The 16,666-nt window shown below is 71.8% G+C and carries 13 protein-coding genes; 6 read left to right on the top strand and 7 right to left on the bottom strand.

Annotated features, from left to right (window positions below; translation table 11 throughout):
* Positions 1–6 precede the first annotated feature (6 nt).
* A complete protein-coding gene (locus tag G448_RS0107115; protein WP_026407427.1) occupies positions 7–450 on the bottom strand; it encodes an FAD synthase family protein in 444 nt (147 codons plus the stop codon).
* Complete coding sequence (locus G448_RS0107110; protein WP_026407426.1) at positions 450–1,925, bottom strand: sugar transferase; 1,476 nt, start codon at positions 1,923–1,925, stop codon at positions 450–452. Before G448_RS0107110 ends, G448_RS0107115 begins: the two co-directional genes overlap by 1 nt.
* Before the next feature lie 296 nt (positions 1,926–2,221).
* Here G448_RS0107110 and G448_RS0107105 point away from each other — a divergent pair, with 296 nt between their 5' ends.
* Both G448_RS0107105 and G448_RS0107100 read left to right on the top strand, forming a co-directional pair.
* A complete protein-coding gene (locus G448_RS0107105) occupies positions 2,222–3,820 on the top strand; it encodes an oligosaccharide flippase family protein (protein ID WP_026407425.1) in 1,599 nt (532 codons plus the stop codon).
* The gene (locus G448_RS0107100; RefSeq protein ID WP_026407424.1) at positions 3,820–4,572 is read left to right on the top strand and encodes a CDP-alcohol phosphatidyltransferase family protein; all 753 of its coding nucleotides are present in this window, start codon (positions 3,820–3,822) and stop codon (positions 4,570–4,572) included. The genes G448_RS0107105 and G448_RS0107100 overlap by 1 nt, the downstream gene beginning before the upstream one ends.
* Positions 4,573–4,712: 140 nt before the next feature.
* Here the strand turns inward: G448_RS0107100 and G448_RS0107095 are convergent, their stop codons facing one another.
* Together G448_RS0107095 and G448_RS0107090 are read right to left on the bottom strand one after the other, a co-directional pair.
* Positions 4,713–5,870: a glycosyltransferase family 4 protein gene (locus G448_RS0107095; RefSeq protein WP_026407423.1), complete on the bottom strand. Its 1,158-nt coding sequence runs from the start codon at positions 5,868–5,870 to the stop codon at positions 4,713–4,715.
* Positions 5,867–7,033 (bottom strand): DUF1972 domain-containing protein, encoded by a 1,167-nt coding sequence (locus G448_RS0107090; protein ID WP_026407422.1) that lies wholly within the window; start codon positions 7,031–7,033, stop codon positions 5,867–5,869. The genes G448_RS0107095 and G448_RS0107090 overlap by 4 nt, the downstream gene beginning before the upstream one ends.
* 99 nt (positions 7,034–7,132) lie before the next feature.
* On the opposite strand from G448_RS0107090, the gene G448_RS15550 reads away from it, so the two are divergent.
* Together G448_RS15550 and G448_RS0107080 are read left to right on the top strand one after the other, a co-directional pair.
* Positions 7,133–7,801: a hypothetical protein gene (locus G448_RS15550; protein WP_211227977.1), complete on the top strand. Its 669-nt coding sequence runs from the start codon at positions 7,133–7,135 to the stop codon at positions 7,799–7,801.
* Positions 7,802–8,128: 327 nt separating this feature from the next.
* The gene (locus G448_RS0107080) at positions 8,129–10,618 is read left to right on the top strand and encodes a WD40 repeat domain-containing protein (RefSeq protein WP_245572233.1); all 2,490 of its coding nucleotides are present in this window, start codon (positions 8,129–8,131) and stop codon (positions 10,616–10,618) included.
* A 289-nt stretch (positions 10,619–10,907) separates the two neighbouring features.
* On the opposite strand, the gene G448_RS0107075 is transcribed toward G448_RS0107080, so the two are convergent.
* Positions 10,908–11,924, bottom strand: a complete 1,017-nt coding sequence (locus G448_RS0107075) for a glycosyltransferase family 2 protein (protein ID WP_026407420.1) — start codon at positions 11,922–11,924, stop codon at positions 10,908–10,910.
* A 195-nt stretch (positions 11,925–12,119) separates the two neighbouring features.
* On the opposite strand from G448_RS0107075, the gene G448_RS0107070 reads away from it, so the two are divergent.
* Together G448_RS0107070 and G448_RS0107065 are read left to right on the top strand one after the other, a co-directional pair.
* On the top strand, positions 12,120–13,058 hold the full coding sequence (locus G448_RS0107070) for a glycosyltransferase family 2 protein (protein ID WP_315560045.1): 939 nt from the start codon (positions 12,120–12,122) through the stop codon (positions 13,056–13,058).
* Positions 13,055–14,134: a glycosyltransferase family 2 protein gene (locus G448_RS0107065; RefSeq protein WP_084436456.1), complete on the top strand. Its 1,080-nt coding sequence runs from the start codon at positions 13,055–13,057 to the stop codon at positions 14,132–14,134. The genes G448_RS0107070 and G448_RS0107065 overlap by 4 nt, the downstream gene beginning before the upstream one ends.
* Positions 14,135–14,378: 244 nt before the next feature.
* On the opposite strand, the gene G448_RS0107060 is transcribed toward G448_RS0107065, so the two are convergent.
* Together G448_RS0107060 and G448_RS15545 are read right to left on the bottom strand one after the other, a co-directional pair.
* A complete protein-coding gene (locus G448_RS0107060; RefSeq protein WP_026407417.1) occupies positions 14,379–15,785 on the bottom strand; it encodes a hypothetical protein in 1,407 nt (468 codons plus the stop codon).
* Positions 15,782–16,594, bottom strand: a complete 813-nt coding sequence (locus tag G448_RS15545) for a YveK family protein (RefSeq protein WP_034494685.1) — start codon at positions 16,592–16,594, stop codon at positions 15,782–15,784. The genes G448_RS0107060 and G448_RS15545 overlap by 4 nt, the downstream gene beginning before the upstream one ends.
* Positions 16,595–16,666 lie beyond the last annotated feature (72 nt).

Raw genomic sequence — 16,666 nt, 5'->3', positions numbered from 1 at the left:
TCGTAGTCACCTCCCGTCCGGCACGGGGGTGCGCGCAGCAACCTCCTGAGCGAGCACACGACGCAGCATGGTCGAGGAGGTGGTGGGGGTGTAGGGCAGATAGACCACCCGTGCGCCCACCTCCATGATCTGCGCCTCGAGGGCGTCGCCCTTCTCGGTTCCCTTCCAGTCGGTGCCCTTGAACAGGATATCGAAGGGGGAGCGCTCCCAGGCGAGGCGCTTGTCCTGATCGAGGTCCGGCACGACCGCGTCGACCATTCGCAGGGCGCTGACCAGGGCCATTCTCTCGGCTTGGGGCACGATGGGCGGGCGCCCCTTCATGCGCTCCAGGGAGTCGTCGGTGGCCACCCCCACGACAAGGCGGTCGCACCGCGCGGCGGCGGAGGTGAGGATGTTGAGATGACCGATGTGGAGCATGTCGAAGCCACCGGGTACGTAGCCGGTGAGCATCAGTAGGCTCCCCGTCCCCCGACGACCGCCTTCAGAGTGTTGGCCAGGATCTCCACGTCGAGCTGTGCGCCGCGATTCTCGACGTAGTGCCGATCCAGGGCGACCGTGGAGTCCCAGGACAGATCCGAGCGTCCCGAGACCTGCCACAGGCCGGTCAGCCCCGGTTTGACGAGGAGACGGCGACGGGCCTCGGCGTCGTACTCGGCGACCTCCTGGGGCAGCGCCGGCCGGGGACCGACCAGGCTCATGTCCCCGCGCAGCACATTGAGGAGCTGGGGCAGCTCGTCCAGGGAGGTGCGGCGCAGGATGCGCCCCACCCGGGTGATGCGGGGATCCTGGCGGTCCTTGAAGAGCACCTTGTTGCCCGCGTCTCCGCCGGCGGCGACGACGGCCGCACGGCGCGCGTCCGCGTCGATGTACATCGAGCGGAGCTTGAACATGGTGAAGTGCCGGCCCCGTTCCCCCACGCGGGTCTGGGTGTAGAAGGCGGGACCGGGGGAGTCCAGGCGGATCGCCGCGGCGGCGGTGAGGAGGACCGGTCCGGCGACGAGGAGAAGCGCGATGGCGGCGAGGCGGTCGATGAGGTCCTTCGTCACCAGCCGCACCCGGCGCAGGCGCACGTCGATGAGACCGCTCCAGCCGTGCGTGACCGGCAGGCCGCGCATGCGTCCGGGAACGACGTCCTGGAGACCGGGGGCGACGACGAGGCGGGCTGAGGTCGTCTCCAGGGCCCGCATGATGGAGACCAGCGAGTCCGGCGTCACGCCGCCGAGGGTCATGACGACGTCGATGTGCTCGGAGTTGACCGTGTGCCTGATCGAGTCGGCGTCGCCCAGGGGAGCGGCCGAGGGGGAGCGGCTGGTGGTGGCCGACAGGTAGCCGACGACCAGGAAGCCGTCGCCCGGGTGGCGGTGCAGCTGACGCAGGATGACCTCCGCGCCCGTGCCCATGACGATGAGCGTGCGGCGCAGGCCGTGGCCGTCCATGCGGCAGCGGCGCAGCCAGGCGCTCTCGATGCTCCTGTTGACGATGGCCAGTGCGGTCTGGACGGCGAGCAGGACGAGGAGGACGATGGTGGAGGACGACAGCGGGGGGGCCTGGTTGACGATGATGGCGATCGGCGCGATCACCGCCGCCGCGGTCAGCAGACGGCCCCACCCGGAACGGGCCTGGTCGACGACATCGACCCGCAGCGATCCGAGGGCCCAGGCCAGCAGCATCGTGGCTGTGCCGGTGGCGAGGGTCATGAACGCCGCGAGGACGTCGGTCGAGCTGAGCAGGGCGCGCAGCAGCGTGGGCGCCACGATGGCGGCGAGGTCGCCCAGGAGGAGCCAGGTGAGCAGGTCGCGGCGCATGACGGGCCAGGAGGTGAAGCCGGGCGAGTCCAGCGGGGGGAGGTAGCCGCGCGCGCCCGCCCGCAGCGAGCGCCTCGAGGCGGAGCGCTGTGGGGACTGGAGCGGGATTGTGGGCTGCAAGGTGTCTCCGTGAATGGCGTTAGGTCCGGGATATCAGGGGTCGGGTGTGGAATGTCTTCTGAGGCCTCCGGCTCCAGAACGTCTCTGGAGTTCTTCGAGGCGATGTCTGTGAACTGTCTCTACTGTCTCTGAACTTGTCTGAACGTGTCCGATTGTCGCGACCGCCGTCGGGGCGGTCGTCCGATGATGCTACCGTGACGACGACCCCTGGCGGAACGCGCGTGAGAGGAGTCACCCTACGCGCGCATCTCCCATATTATCCACCCTTGACCAGCTTTTGGTGAGGAGATCGTCCCATGACTTGGACTCGTTCGGCGCCTCGGTCCGGCGCCTGGGGGCCGGTGCGCCGCACCGCGCTGGCCAAGATCGTCGTCATGGGGGCGGCCGGGATCTTCGGCCTGATCAACACCCGGCTCATCACCAGCCACTTCGGCGCCGACGCCTACGCCCAGTACGGGCTGCTGGCGTCCTTCCCGAACCTCATGCCGTTCACCGATCTGGGCATCGGCGCGGTGATCCTCAACACGGTGGCCGGGTCGAGCGATCTTCGTCACGACATGATCGTGCGACGGACTCTGACCACCGCGATCCGCGTGCTCCTCGGGTCCGCGCTCGTCATCGCCACCACCGGCATCGTGCTCGGGCTGCTGGGCGCGTGGCCGACCCTCCTGGGCGCCAAGCTGATGGATGGCGGCGGGGCCACCGCCTCCTTCTGCCTGCTGGTGTACGCCGCGGCCCTGCCGCTGAGCGTCGGCCAGCGGGTCGTCGTGGGCATGGGGCGCACCGCCACCCAGGTGATCAGCCAGGGGGTCGTCTCCCCGGCCCTGACCTGCATGCTGCTGGTCGTCGTCATTGCCCGCATCGACGCGGGCAATGCCGTGTCGGGGCTGTCCTACGTGGCCAACACCCTCGTGTCGATCATCTGCGTGGTCGTGGCCTGGCGGGCCACCCGCCCCCTGCTGGCGGGGGCGCTGCGCGACGTGCCCCGACTGCACCGGGTGCGCGGGGTGAAGATCATCGACACCGCGGGCCCCTCGCTCGTCCAGGCCCTCGTCATCCCGATCGCCTTCCAGACCGATCGCCTGCTGCTGTCCCACCTGGGGGGCGGGCAGACCCTGGCCCAGTACAACCTCGCCTTCCAGCTCTTCAACATGCTCACGCAGACGGTGACGGCCACGGGCATGGCCATGTGGCCGCACTTCGCCAAGGCGCGCGCCGACGGCCGCGTCGAGTCCCCCTTCGGGGCGGCCGCCGCCTTCGCGGCGTCGGGGGGCGCGCTGGGCGTCTGCCTGGCGGCGGTGGCGCCGTGGGCCGCCCCGCTGCTGTCCAAGGGGCAGATCGTCCTGCCGACGGCGCTGCTGGTGGCCAACGTGGCCAACGTCGTCGTCGAGGCCGCCAAGCAGCCCCTGGGCATGTACATGACCGATCCGCGGGGGCTGCGCGCCCAGATGCTGCCCGTGCTCATCGTGGTGCCGGCGAACCTGGCGCTGTCCTGGGTGCTCATCGCCCCCCTGGGGGCGGCGGGGCCGCTGGCCGGCTCGGTCATCACGGTGATCGTGTGCCAGCTCGTGCCCTACGCCCTGTGGGTGGCCCACGACCTGCGGCGTCGGCGCGCGAAGGAGGCCGGCGACGGTCTCGAGCACCCCGAGGCCGCCCCCCGCGAGTCCCACGAGGCGCTCGACGAGGATCCCGGGGAGGCCGTCCTCGCGGCCGCTCGGACGGGCGCCGGCGGCCCGACCTCCACGCCCGCGGGCGGGAACGGGCGTACTGTCGTCCTGGACGGCGAGCCCGCCGTCGGTCCGGGCGGCGCCGGTCCGAGGGCGTCCGATCCGCGTGCCGCCTCCGACGATACTGAGAGCCCCGATCCACCCTTCCCGACCCAACCGGAGAGATGATGTCCGCAACCACATCCGCGCCCGTCGCCCGACCCCGCGTCTCGGAGTCCATCCGCGCGCTGTCGGCGGCCCAGAAGTCCAACGCGGGTGCCCCGCTCTACTCGCGCGTCATCAACCGTCCGGCGGGCCGTGTGCTCGCCGCCGTCGCCCATCGCGTCGGCATGACGCCCGACCAGGTGACGTTGCTGTCGGCCTGCTGCACCTACCTGGCCGTCGTGCTCATCGCCGTCTGGGCGCCGTCGGTGGTGGCCGCGGTGCTCACATCCCTGCTGCTCATGGTGGGCTACGCGCTCGACTCGGCCGACGGCCAGCTCGCGCGCCTGCGGCACGGCGGCTCCAGGGCCGGGGAGTGGCTCGATCATGTGGCCGATGTCATCAAGCTGTCCACGATCCATGCGGCGATCGCCATCAGCCTGTTCCGCTTCAGCCTGGATGATCTGGCGGGGCCGGCGGTGCTGCTCGTGCCGCTGGCCTTCGGGGCCGTGCAGAACATCCACTTCTTCAGCTACATCCTCACCTACCAGCTGCGCTACCACGGGGGCACGCCGCTGGCGAGCGGCGAGGGCAGGCCCGGGCTCACCAAGGCGGTGCTCTCGGCGCCGACCGACTACGGGCTCATGTGCTTCGTGCTCATGCTGCGCTCCGCACCCGTGGTGTTCGTGTGGGTGTACGGCCTCATGCTGGTCGGCTACACGCTCTACGTCGCCCTGGCCCTGCCCAGGTGGTACCTCGAGCTGCGCCGCAGCGCCTGAGCGGCCGCCTCGTCCCGCCCCGCGAGATCGGTTCGGTTCCGCGTCGAGATCGGTTCGGTTCCGCGTCGAGATCGGTCGGGTTCCGCGTCGAGATCGGTCCGACGGCGGGGGAGGCCCTCCCGTCTCTCCCGCTCCGCGCCTCAGGACGGCGTGCTCGCGCTCCCCGCCAGCAGGTCGTCGACGACCTCGGCCATCGCCCTGCGGTAGCGCTCGACCCCGAAGCGCTCGGCGGCCTCCCGCCTGGCGGTCCGAGCCAGCGCGCGGGCCCGCCCGGGGTCGGCCGCCAGGCTGAGCAGCGCGTCCGCGAGCGCTCGCGGCGATCCGGGCTCGACCAGCAGCCCGGTGACGCCATCCGTGACGACCTCGGCCAGTCCCTGCACTCGGGAGGCCGCCAGGGGTCGCTCGGCGTGCATGGCCTCGACCGCCGTGTTGCCGAAGGGCTCGACCCGCGAGGGGACGATGACGGCATCGGCGTCGTAGAGCACCGGCCAGGTCGGATGCACGTAGCCGAGTAGTTCCACGTGACCGGCCAGGTCGGGTTGCGCCGCGCGCTCGCGCAGCTCCTCCTCGTACCACTCATAGCCGGGGAACACCGATCCGCACACCTGCAGGGTGGCGTTCAGCCCATCGGCGCGCAGGTGCCCCAGTGCATCCAGGGCGACATCGACGCCCTTGCGCGGGGAGAGCCTGGCCACCATGGCGATCCGGAAGCTCGCCTGCGGCAGGCGCTCGCGCAGCGGGCGCGGAGGGGCCTCCGGCGCGGGAACGCCGTTGTGGACCACCTGCGTGCGCCGTGCCAGCAGCGGTTGCGCCCGTACGAGGGTGTCGTGGGCCGCCTGCGAGTTGACCACCACGCGGGAGGCCGCCAGCAACGGGGCGTTGAGCCCGGCGCGCACCAGCAGGTTCTGGGTGTCCTCCGCCTCGTGGACGTGCGCCAGGACCGGCACGCCGGCGGCGCGACCGGCCGGGGCCCACCATGGCAGGGTGACGGTGTTGACCAGGACGAGATCGGCGTCGTTCGCCTTGATCAGGGCCCGCAACCGGGAGATCTCCCCGCCGGAGCGGGCCGCCAGCCCGAGGAGCCCGCGAGGGCTCAGCAGGGACTTGCGCAGCACCGTGAAGGGCACGATCGCCGCCCGTGCCCCGAGCGCCTCCAGCTCCGCCAGGAGCGGCCCGTCGTCGGGCAGCGCGGCGTTGACGCGGTGACCCGCGTCGGTCAGGGCCCGGATCGTCTCCAGCAGCTGGCGATCGGAGCCGTAGAGGTCGGGCGAGGGGTGGGCGACCAGGACGGTGCTCATCCGTCCACCCCCGCGCGCCTGCCGCTGGGGCGGTGCGAGGAGGGGCCGGCGGCGGCCAGGCGCCGGGCCAGCGCCTCGTAGCGGTCCGCGACCTCGTCCCAGTCGTAGAGGCGGGCGCGCTCCAGGGACAGGGCGCCGCGCTCCAGCTGGGCGGCGGGATCGGCCTCCGCGGAGGCGATCAGGGCGGTGACGTCGTCGGCATCCGACCAGTACCGCCCGGCCTCGCCCAGGACCTCGCGGTTGAAGGACACGTCGAAGGCGTTCACGGCGGTCCCCGCGCCGATGGCTCGCAGCAGGGACGGGTTGGTGCCGCCCACGGAGTGACCGTGGTGGTAGACGAGCGCCCCGGTGTAGAGCTGGTCGAGCAGCTCCTGGTCCCACACGCCGCCCAGGAGCCGCGTGCGGGAGTCGGCCAGTCCCTCCACCCGGCGGGTGTAGTCGTCGGAGTAGGGGGCCGAGCCGACGACGACGAGCGGCCGGCGGGCCGACGAGCGGGTGTAGCCATCGACGACGACATCGACGTGGTTCTCGACCTCGAAGCGCGCCACCACCAGGTGGTACTCGCCCGCCTCCAGGTTCAGCTCGGGCAGCCGGTCGGTGCGCGTGGGCACCTGCGGGGCGCCGTAGGCGATGAGCTCGGTGGGGGCGGAGAACTCCCGGGCGTAGTAGTCGGCGATGCCCCGGGCGTCGGCGATCAGGGCGTCGGAGTAGCGGACCGCGAGGGTCTCCGCCGCACGGTAGTAGCGCCGGCCGGTCGGTCCCCACTTGCCGCGCTTCCACTCCAGGCCGTCCACGTGCGTGGCCACGGGGATCCGCGCGGCGCGCAGCGCCGGCAGGAAGGGGGAGTTGGCGGCGTTGAAGACGAAGGCGACGTCCGGGTGGACCCGCGGCAGCAGGTGCGTGATCGAGGCTCCGGTGTGGGAGAGGGTCTCCAGGCTGCGGCGTCGCATGGCGGGCAGCTCGATCACGCGCATGCCCCTGTAGGTGCGCGGCAGAGGCGCCGAGGAGTCGGGGTTGCGGGAGTAGACCAGGACGCGGTGGCCCCGGTCGGCCAGGCGGCGGCCGACTTCCTCGATCGCGGTCTCGAAGCCGCCGTAGCGCGCGGGCACACCACGCGTCCCGATCATCGCGATTCTCAGGCTCTGGGGGGAGGAGACGGTCACGGTGGCCTTCCATGGGGGCGGGAGCGGGATGACACGGCCAGGCTATCGCGCCGGGTGGCGACGATGCGCGTGATGGGAGAATGCGCCTATCCTGCGCCAATGAACAGACCCTTGCGCATCACCGCCCTCGTCCTCCTTCCGCTCACCATGGCGGGCGCCGTGCTGACCGGCTGCTCCCGCTCCGACTCCCCGGCGGCCGACGCCAGCGCCTCCGCGGAGCCGTCCGACGCGCCCGAGACCTCGACCGGCACCCCCGATCCGGCCGCCGTGCCGACCGTCGCGACGACGGCCCCGCCCTCGCCGACGGCGACGGAGTCCGCGCCCGCGACTGACTCCGCCGACGGCGACGACTCCGGCGACTCGGCTCCCGGCGAGCTCCCGGCCCAGGGCCTCGACCAGGCCGCGGCTCTCGACAACGGCCTGAACGTGCAGATCGGCGCTCTGAGGGCGGCCGATATCGCAGCCGCCCCCGGCGAGATCGGCGGCGCGGGCATCATCGTTCCCGTGACTGTGGGAAACTCCACAGGACAGGACATATCGCTGAGCGGTCTTGTGGTTACAGTCACATATGGTGCGGATGCCGTGCCCGCGGACGCGGTCGAGGGGGCGTCCGACGTGGTTCCCGCCTCGCTGGCGCCCGGGCAGGGCATCGTCGTCGAGTACGGGTTCGTCGTCCCCGTTGAGGAGCGCGGATCCGTCAGCGTGGTCGTCGATTCGGGCGCGGAGTCGCGCGCGGCCGTCTTCCAGGGGGAGGCTCCGACGTCGTGACGGCGCGTGTCCTGCGCGGGTGCCTGAACCGATTGCGCGGGCGGGCTCCGACGTCGTGACGGCGCGAGCGCGTCAGTGGCGCCCGTGGACGCCCTGCCGATGCCCCGTGCGGGAGGCTCGCGAGTCGCCCCTCCCGACCTGTTCCCCATACGCGTCTCAATGGGGTAACGTTTCCCATTAATCCCGCGTCGCTCCCCCTGCCTGGCGGAGGGCGGCGCTTCCCAGCACAGCCAAGGCGCCCGCCGCACCCCAGTGGGCGCCGAACCAATCTTTGGACGGAGCCGCCTCGTGCCTCGCCACTTGCGAATTTCGCTACCAGCGTTCACATTGAGTATTCTCCTGCTCGTCACCGGTCTGCTGCCGGTGACGAGCGCCCGTGCCGACGAATCGATGAGTCAGACGCCCGCTGATCAGCAGGTGCCCGCCGATCAGGCCGATCGGAAGGACGCCGCCCAGAAGGCGGGCGATCAGAAGGGCGCCGACCAGAACGGCGCCGACAACGGCGATAAGGGCGCCGCCGGTCAGGACGGCGCCGACCGGGAGCGGGCCGCCGACGGCGAGCAGCCTCCCGCCGATCAGAAGGACGCCGCCCAGAAGGCGGACCAGACCGTCTCCGCCGACGCCCTGCCCACCGCCCAGATCGGGAACGGCGTGGTGTGGGACCAGGAGGTCGTCGGCAACACCGTCTACGTCGCCGGGAAGTTCGACTCGGCGCGCCCCGCGGGCTCGGCCGTCGGTGAGAACGAGCAGTCCCGCTCCAACCTCATGGCCTACGACATCAACACCGGCGAGCTGCTGGGCTGGGCGCCGACGACCAACGGCGAGGTGCGCTCCATCAAGGCCTCCCCCGACGGCTCCACGCTCTACCTCGGGGGCAGCTTCACCAAGATCAACGACGTCGGCACCTATCGCGTCGGCGCGGTCTCGGCCGCCGACGGCTCCCGTCGGCACCTGGGCCTGGCGGCCAACGCCACGGTCAAGGCCGTGGAGCTCTCGAAGGACGGCTCGACCCTCTACATCGGGGGCGCCTTCACCGATGTCAACTCCCAGACCCGGCAGCGAGTCGCCGCCTTCGACCTGGGCTCGCGCAAGCTGACGGACTTCGCCCCTCAGGTCGATAACCGCGTGGTGATGACGATCGCAGTCGCTCCGGACGGCAACGGCCTGGCCATCGGGGGCAGCTTCACCTCCGTCAATTCCTCGATGGATCCCGGCTACGGAATGGCGATCCTGGAGAACGACGGCAGTGTGCGCATGAACAGTCTCAACTCGGTCGTGAGCAACGCCGGCGACTCCGGGGCCATCATGAGCCTGAAGGCCGACGACCAGGGGCTCTACGGCACGGGTTACTCCATGAACAGCAGTCAGGCCAACATCGAGGGCCTGTTCCGCGCCGACTGGACCACCGGTGAGCTGGCGTACCTGGCGGACTGCCACGGGGACACCTACGACGTCCAGCCCATGGGCGACGTCGTCTACGCCTCCAGCCACACCCACGACTGCTCGAACATCGGCGGGCTGCCCAACGCCAGGGAGTACCACCACGCCGTGGCTTTCACGAATCGCGCCACCGGTAAGGTCCTGCCGAACACGGCGCGCTGGTACGCCGATCACCGCGGCCAGCCGGCGCCCACCAACCTCAACTTCTACCCCACGTTCACGACGGGCTCCTTCACCGGTCTGAGCCAGGCGACCTGGACGGTCGAGGGCAACAAGGACTACATCGTCTACGGCGGCGAGTTCACCGCCGTCAACGGCACCGGCCAGCAGGGCCTGGTGCGCTTCGCCCGCCGCGACCTGGCTCCCAACAAGATGGGGCCGGAGAACAAGGGCAGCGCCTACAAGGTGACGGCGGACTCGACCGACTCCGGTGTCGTCAACCTCTCCTTCCCGGCCAACTGGGATCGTGACGATCAGGAGCTGACCTACAAGGTCTACCGCGACACCGCCGACTCCAAGCCGGTGTCGACTCAGACGGTCTCGGCCAGCTTCTGGGACCTGCCCCAGCTCAGCGCCAGCGACACCGTCAAGCCCGGCAGCTCTCACCGCTACCGCGTCGTCGTGGAGGACCCGTGGGGCGCCTCCGCCTACTCCGACTGGGTGGACGTCACGGCGGCCGGACAGCCGGGGGATGACGAGCCGGATCAGCCCGACCAGCCGGATCCGGGCGGCGATGTCGGCGTCGGCCAGGCCTTCTTCGAGGACTCCTTCGACCGGACCACCCAGGGCGGTTGGGGCTCCGCGGCCAAGGGCGGCGACTGGACGATCGACTGGGGCCGGAGCGGCTACTCCACCGCCGACTCCAAGGGCATGATCGCCATGAAGGGGGCGCGCTCCTCCTCCTCGGTCCACTCCCAGGTGATCGACTCCACCTCCACGGAGTCGCAGGTCGACATGTCCCTGGACGCTCTGGCGAGCGGTAACGGCACGTACATCACCTACATCGGTCGCCAGACGGAGGCCGGCCGCTACCACGCGGAGTTCCGCATCGGGGCCGACGGCGCTGTGACGATGACGGTCGGGAAGAAGGTCGGCGACACCGATACGGTGATCGGCACCGCCAACGTGGGAACGTACACGGTGGGGCAGCCTCTCCACCTGCGTTTCGCTCTCGACGGCGCCGAGTCCACCGCCGTGCGCGCCCGCGCCTGGATCGGCGACTCCGAGCCCGATCAGTGGCAGGTGGACAAGACCGATGACGACGCCGCCCTGGCCGCGCCGGGTTCGATCGGCTTCGGAACCTACGTGTCGGGGTCTGCCGGCCCCGAGACGATCAACCTCGCGGTCGACTCGGTGAAGGTCACGCGCCTGCGCTGATTCCGCGCTCCGTCCCGCGCTGGGACGATGAGTAACGCCGGTGCGCGCCGAGGACCCTCAAGGGCCCTCGGCGCGCACCGATGCTGTCCGGAAGGCGTCCGGACTCGGGCCGTGGATTGGGTGCGCAGTTTTCTCGCGCGGGCGGATGCGGGCGGAGTCCACGCCGGTCGTCGGGAAGGACTCGCAGACTTCTCGCGCGCGGGCGGATGCAGGGCCTCGTAGTCGTCTCGTGGTGAGCCGTGCCCGCGCCGCGCTGCACCACCCCGCGCCGGTGGCTGTACGGCGGTTCTCAGCGGGTGAGCGGTACGCCCTCGGCCGGCGGCTCGCCGCGCTGAATCCGGCGCAGGAGCCGCAGTCCGTCGCGAGTGCCCGCCCAGGCGGCCCGCAGCGAGGAGCGTGAGCTGAGCAGCTGGCGCCGCCCTCCCCGTAGGACGATCTCCCGCGCGGCCGCCGCCGAGGTGGCGGCCCAACGGCGCTGCTCGGCACGGTCCAGCCGAAGGGCCGCGTAGAGCAGACGATTGCGCGCGTTGTAGTAGTAGTAGGTGTCGGACTTCGCGCGTCTCCCGTCGGAGGCGGTCTGGTCCGCCTGGGTGCCGCCCTCGTCGTGGACGGCCGCCGCGCCTCGGGCGAGCATGAGGGCGCCGCCGACGTCGAACACTCGTGCGCAGAAATCGACGTCCTCCCAGTACAGGAAGTAGCGCTCGTCGAAGCCTCCGGTGACCTCGAACAGACGCGTGGACAGCGCCAGACAGGCTCCGCTGAGCCACGGGCGGGTTCCGCCCGGGGGAATGGGCTTGGTCGAGCGCGGTGAGCGCATGGATCCGTCCGCCAGGCACACCACCGTTCGATCCGCCACGACCCGTCCCTCGGAGTTGGTCAGTACGGGAGCCACCAGCGTCAGCGGCTCGGCCCGCACCCGGCTGACGAGCCGGATGAGGTTCTCCCGGGAGATCGTCGCATCGGGATTGAGCAGAAGGAGGATCTCGGCGCCCTCGTCGCGGGCGCGAGCCGCGCCGAGGTTCACACCGCCGCCGAAGCCGGTGTTGGTGTCGGGCGTCTCGACGGTCCAGTCGTGCTCGCGCGCCAGCGCGAGTGTCGCCTCGCGCGCCTCGGGGGTCGAGAAGCTGTCGACGACGACGAACCGGGCCTCGGGGACATCCCGGCAGACCTGAGTCAGATTGCTCTCCAGGAGTTCGGGCGCGGCGTAGCTGACGACGACGACGGCGGTGCGGGCGAGCAGATGGGAGGTCGTCTCCTCCGACGTCTCCTCCGTCGTCGATGCGGTGCTCGTGTGATCGGTGCCCATGGTGGCCTCTTCCTGAAGTGCGGTCCGTGAGGTGGCCGGGACCGCGGCGCCCTGGAATAGTACCGTCGAGGCCGACCACGCAGCGGAGAGGGGAGCGCGGTGAACGCTCGAGACGAGGAGGTCAGGGGTGCACGCGCCTCGCGCCGTCGTGCGCCCGACGGGCGCTCCCGGCGGGACGTGCCGACCCGCCCGAGTTTGACCGTGGCGATTCTCACATATCGGCGGAACGACTATCTCGCCGAGCTTCTGCCGCTGCTGCTGGATCAGGTCGAGCAGATCGGTCGGGAGGCCGAGGCGCGCGTCCTCGTCGTCGACAACGATCCGCTGGCGGGCGCCGCCGCTGTCGTGGCCGGGGCCGCCGGGTCCCCGGCCGGCGGGGCGCCCCGGCTCAGTCACGTCCATGAGCCGGTGCCGGGCATCGTCGCGGGCCGCAACCGCGCACTGACCGAGTGCGACGATCGGGACCTGCTGGTCTTCCTCGACGACGACGAGCTGCCGCGCGAGGGCTGGTTGCGCGCGCTGCTGGCCGCCTGGCGCGAGTACGGATGCGCGGCGGTGACCGGTCCCACCCCGCCGGTCTACGAGGAGGCTCCGGATGCGTGGGTCGTGGCCAGTGGCGCCTTCGACTCCTGGCGCGCCGCCGACGGCGCCCGTGTGCCCAGCGCGGATACCGGCAATCTGCTGCTGGATCTGGCCGTCGTGCGCGATCTGGCGCTGCGATTCGATCCTCGATACGGGCTGAGCGGGGGCGAGGACTCCCTGTTCACCCGCAGCCTGACCCTGGCAGGTGCGACCATTCGCTTCGCGGCCGGCGCCGTCGTCGATAAGCGGGTGCCGCCGACGCGCGCCACCCGCGCCTGGGTGCTGCGCCGATCCTTCCGCTCGGGCTCCTCATGGGCGCGTGTGCGGATCGACACCGCTACCGGGGCGCGCCTGCCCCGGCGCCTGGGCTACGCCCTCAAGGGGCTGGCTCGGGCGGGGCGCGATGGTGCGCGCGCGGTGGTCGCCCGCGGGCGGGGCGACGACGCCGCTCGCGCCGTGCACGAGGTGTCGTGCCGAGGCGGTCTGGGCATGGTCGTGGGCGCCTTCGGGGGGCGCGTGCTGGAGTACGGCCGCGCGAAGGATGCCTCATGACCGCGGCGAGCGGTTCCGGCATCCCCCGTGCGCACGACGGTTCCGGCGGCTCCGGCGGGTCTCCCGGCTCCGGCGGATCCGGCGGCACCGGCGTCCCCGGCGGGCCGGGTTCCGGTCGCTCGGTCCTCTCGGGGGGCCTGACGATCGCCATTCCGACCTACCGCAGGCCCGATGCCGTGGCGCGCGCCGTGCGCGGGGTGCTGGCTCAGACCGCGGAGATCGCCTCGGACGCCCTCGACGCCGTCGAGGTGCTCGTGATCGACAACGATCCCTCGGCCTCGGCGCGCTCGGTCGTGACCGCGTTGTGCGCAGAGGCTCCCGACGGGGTGGGCCTGCGGTACGAGGTCGAGACGCGCCCCGGCGTCGCCGCGGTGCGCAACCGGGCTCTGGATGAGGCCGCCGGCCGCAGGCTGCTGATCTTCATCGACGACGACGAGGAGCCCGAGCCGGGCTGGCTCGCAGCGCTGCTGGCCGTCTTCGACGCCACGACGCCCGCTGCCGTGGCCGGGCTCGTCGTGCCGGCCTATGACATCGAACCCGATGCGTGGGTGCGCGCGGGCGCCTTCTTCGAGCGGCGCACCTGGCCGACGGGCACCGTGCGGCCCGTCGCCGCGACCAACAACCTCCTGCTCGACCTCGACGTCGTGAGGGGGCACGACCTGCGGTTCGACGAGGCCTTCGGCGCCACGGGCGGGGAGGACACCCTGTTCACCCGACGGCTCGTGGCGGCGGGAGGGGAGATCCGGTGGTGCGACGACGCCCGCGTACGCGATCACGTGCCGCCCGCCCGCCTGCGGCGGGACTGGATTCTGCGCCGCCAGCGCACCCATGCGGCCACCGCGGTGCGCGTCGAGCTCGCCCTGGCGGGGCCGGGTCTGCACGCCGTCGACCGTGCGCGGGCCCTGGGCGGTGGTCTCATACGGGTCGTGGCCGGGTCGGCGCGCGCGGGCGTCGGACTGCTCGGCGGGTCGCTGGTGCATCGGGCGCGCGGGGCGCGTCTGGTGGCCCGTGGACGGGGCATGGCGGCCGCCTCCGTCGGGCGCGGGATCCACCGGGAGTACGGCAGGCCGGACTGACTCATGACCGGCGCGCGCGGGCGAGGGGACGGGGTCCCAGGACTGTTCGGGGCCGCCGGGTATGGAGGACTGGCGCGCGGGCGAGGGGACGGGGTCCCAGGACTGTTCGGGGCCGCCGGGTATGGAGGACTGGCGCGCGGGCGAGGGGACGGGGTCCGCAGCCGTCTTCGCCGCCGACCCCGCGAAGACCGCCTCGCGCGGGCGAGGGGACGGGGCGGCCGATTGCGGTGAGCCCGGGACGGACCTAGGCCGACATGCGCTGGCGGGAGGGCTGATGAGGGGGCGGGGCCTTGCCCGCGTGCAGGGCCGCTCCCGCGCCGAGGACGAAGTAGGCCGGCAGGACCGACAGCGGGCCCACCGCGGTGTTCAGGAGCACGAAGAGCATCGCGAAGAGCAACCAGGACTTCAGATGCGCGGTCCCCAGGTTGTCCCACAGGGCGCGCAGCCCCAGCCAGACCGCGAACGCGACGAGCGCTGCTCCGGGCAGCGACAGGGCGATCCAGGCGTCCACGAGTCCCGAGTGCAGCTCGAAGCCGTGCCCGAACATGTAGTTGCGGACATAGCCGTTGTCGGGGTTGTAGTTCAAGGAGGCCATGCCCTGCATGGCGGTGCGCACGTCCTCGTAGCGGGGCTGGACCCCGGCCCCGTACCCCCATGGCCGATGCGTCAGCAGCTCCCACGAGGCGCCCAGCTCGGGGCGCGCCGCGAGAATCAGGTTGTTGGTCCCGTGGGACTGGAGCATGGTGCGCTGCTGGACCTCCTTCCCCAGGTATCCCGCGAGGGAGGCGGCGACGACCGCCAGTGTTGCCGCGCACGTCAGGCCGACCAGCAGCAGGATCTGGCGGGCGCGCATGCGAGCCGGCGACGGCGCGGTGATGGTGAGCTTGGCCGAGACGATCTGCAGAATCAGCAGGGCGACGATGAGCATGAGCATGCCGGTGGCGGCGCGGGAGTCGTGGACCAGGTAGAGGCCGCCCAGGACCGCCGCGGTGACGAGCTGCGCGCCGCGTCCGAATCGGCAGGCGATGGCCAGCGTCACGATGCTCACGGGGGCGCCCAGTCCGAACTTCCACGGGTTGTCCGAAGACCGCAGGAAGTGGAGGTTGCTCAGAATCATGCCGATGCCCAGGGCGATCGCAGCGCCCTCAAGACCGAGCCGCTCGCGTCCCCAGGCGAAGGCCGCGACGGCGGCGGGCAGGCCCACGGCCAGGAGCAGCTGCGAGCGCTGGATGGAGGAGACGACGATGAAGCGCTCGTAGGCCGCCAGCGAGAGCGCCCACCCGGTAGCGGCTGCCAACAGGGCGAGCATGAGCAGGAGCGCGAAGCGCCGTGAACGGCGCACGGCGGACCACGTCACGGGCAGGGCCGCCAGTGCCGCGCAGTCGCTGATGAGCAGTCCGCCGGCGATCTCGGTGCGCCAGCCCACCAGTACGAGCAGGACCGCGGCCAACGGCGGCTCCCAGGCCCACCGGGAGGCGGTCGGCGATCCCGCGGTACCGGGCGGGCCCGTTGCGGGGGCGGATCCCGCAGCGCCCATGCGCTCGCCGGCATCCGCGGGACCCGCGGCGGGCGCGGCGCTGATCGCCGACGCGGCGGCGGCGGCCGTGATGCCCTCGGAGGGAGGCGAGGGGAAGGGGAGTCCGTCCCTCACGTCAACGGCGCGGACGGTGAGCCCCCGGATCCGGTCGGGTGATAGCTCAACGGCATGGTCGGTGGTGCGCCGCTCGCGCGGCGGCCGACCCTGGCCGGGCCTACGACGCCGGCCCGGCCGACTCCCGCGGCGCCCGACACGCCACCGATGTCGGTGACCACGGCAAGACCCAGATCATTGGTGTCGTCGGTCACACCTCGTGCATTCTCCTGCGCGGCGGCCGGACTCAGCTTGCTCATGAGCAGGGCGGTCACCACACCGAGAATCGCCCCGGCGACCGCCCCGACGAGGGCGTAGCGGGTGCGCGAGGGGCCCGACGGCGAGGTCGGCAGCGAGGCGCGGTCGAGGTCGCTCAGCGTCAGAGTGACCTCCTCCTTCTGGATCGACATCTCACTGACGGCGTCGCGCAGGGCGTTGACCTCCCCCTGGGCGATGGCCTGCGCCTCCTGCGGCGAGGACGCCCGCGCCGTGACATCGATGATGAGACTGCTCGTCGGGGTCGACAGCGTGACCGCGCCGGCCACCTTGCTCCGCTCGATCCCGGTGGAGGCGGCGACCTGGTCCACGACTGACTGGGACGTCCCGATCTCCACCAGAGTGGGCATGATGGTCGTGATCACCGACGACGCCGAGGACACCGAGCGGGTCCCGTCACCGCCTTCGGCCGCCACGAGCGCCTTGGCCTGGGAGGAGTAGACCGGTGGGCTGAGCAGCGCGATGGTGAGCCCGATGATGGCGCCCAGGATGATGTGCGCCAGTGCGAGCGGTGCGTGCTTGCGCAGCGCGCTCACGATCTGTACCGGCTCCATTGTTTCTCCTCGCCTTCGGCAGCTTGCGCCCCGCGGACCGGCACCGGAGTGCGGATCGTGCCGACTCGCTGG

The organism is Actinomyces gerencseriae DSM 6844, assembly GCF_000429265.1.
Lineage (GTDB): Bacteria > Actinomycetota > Actinomycetes > Actinomycetales > Actinomycetaceae > Actinomyces > Actinomyces gerencseriae.
Note: the sequence above shows the minus strand (reverse complement) of the source record. Positions and strands in the feature narration are given on the sequence as shown.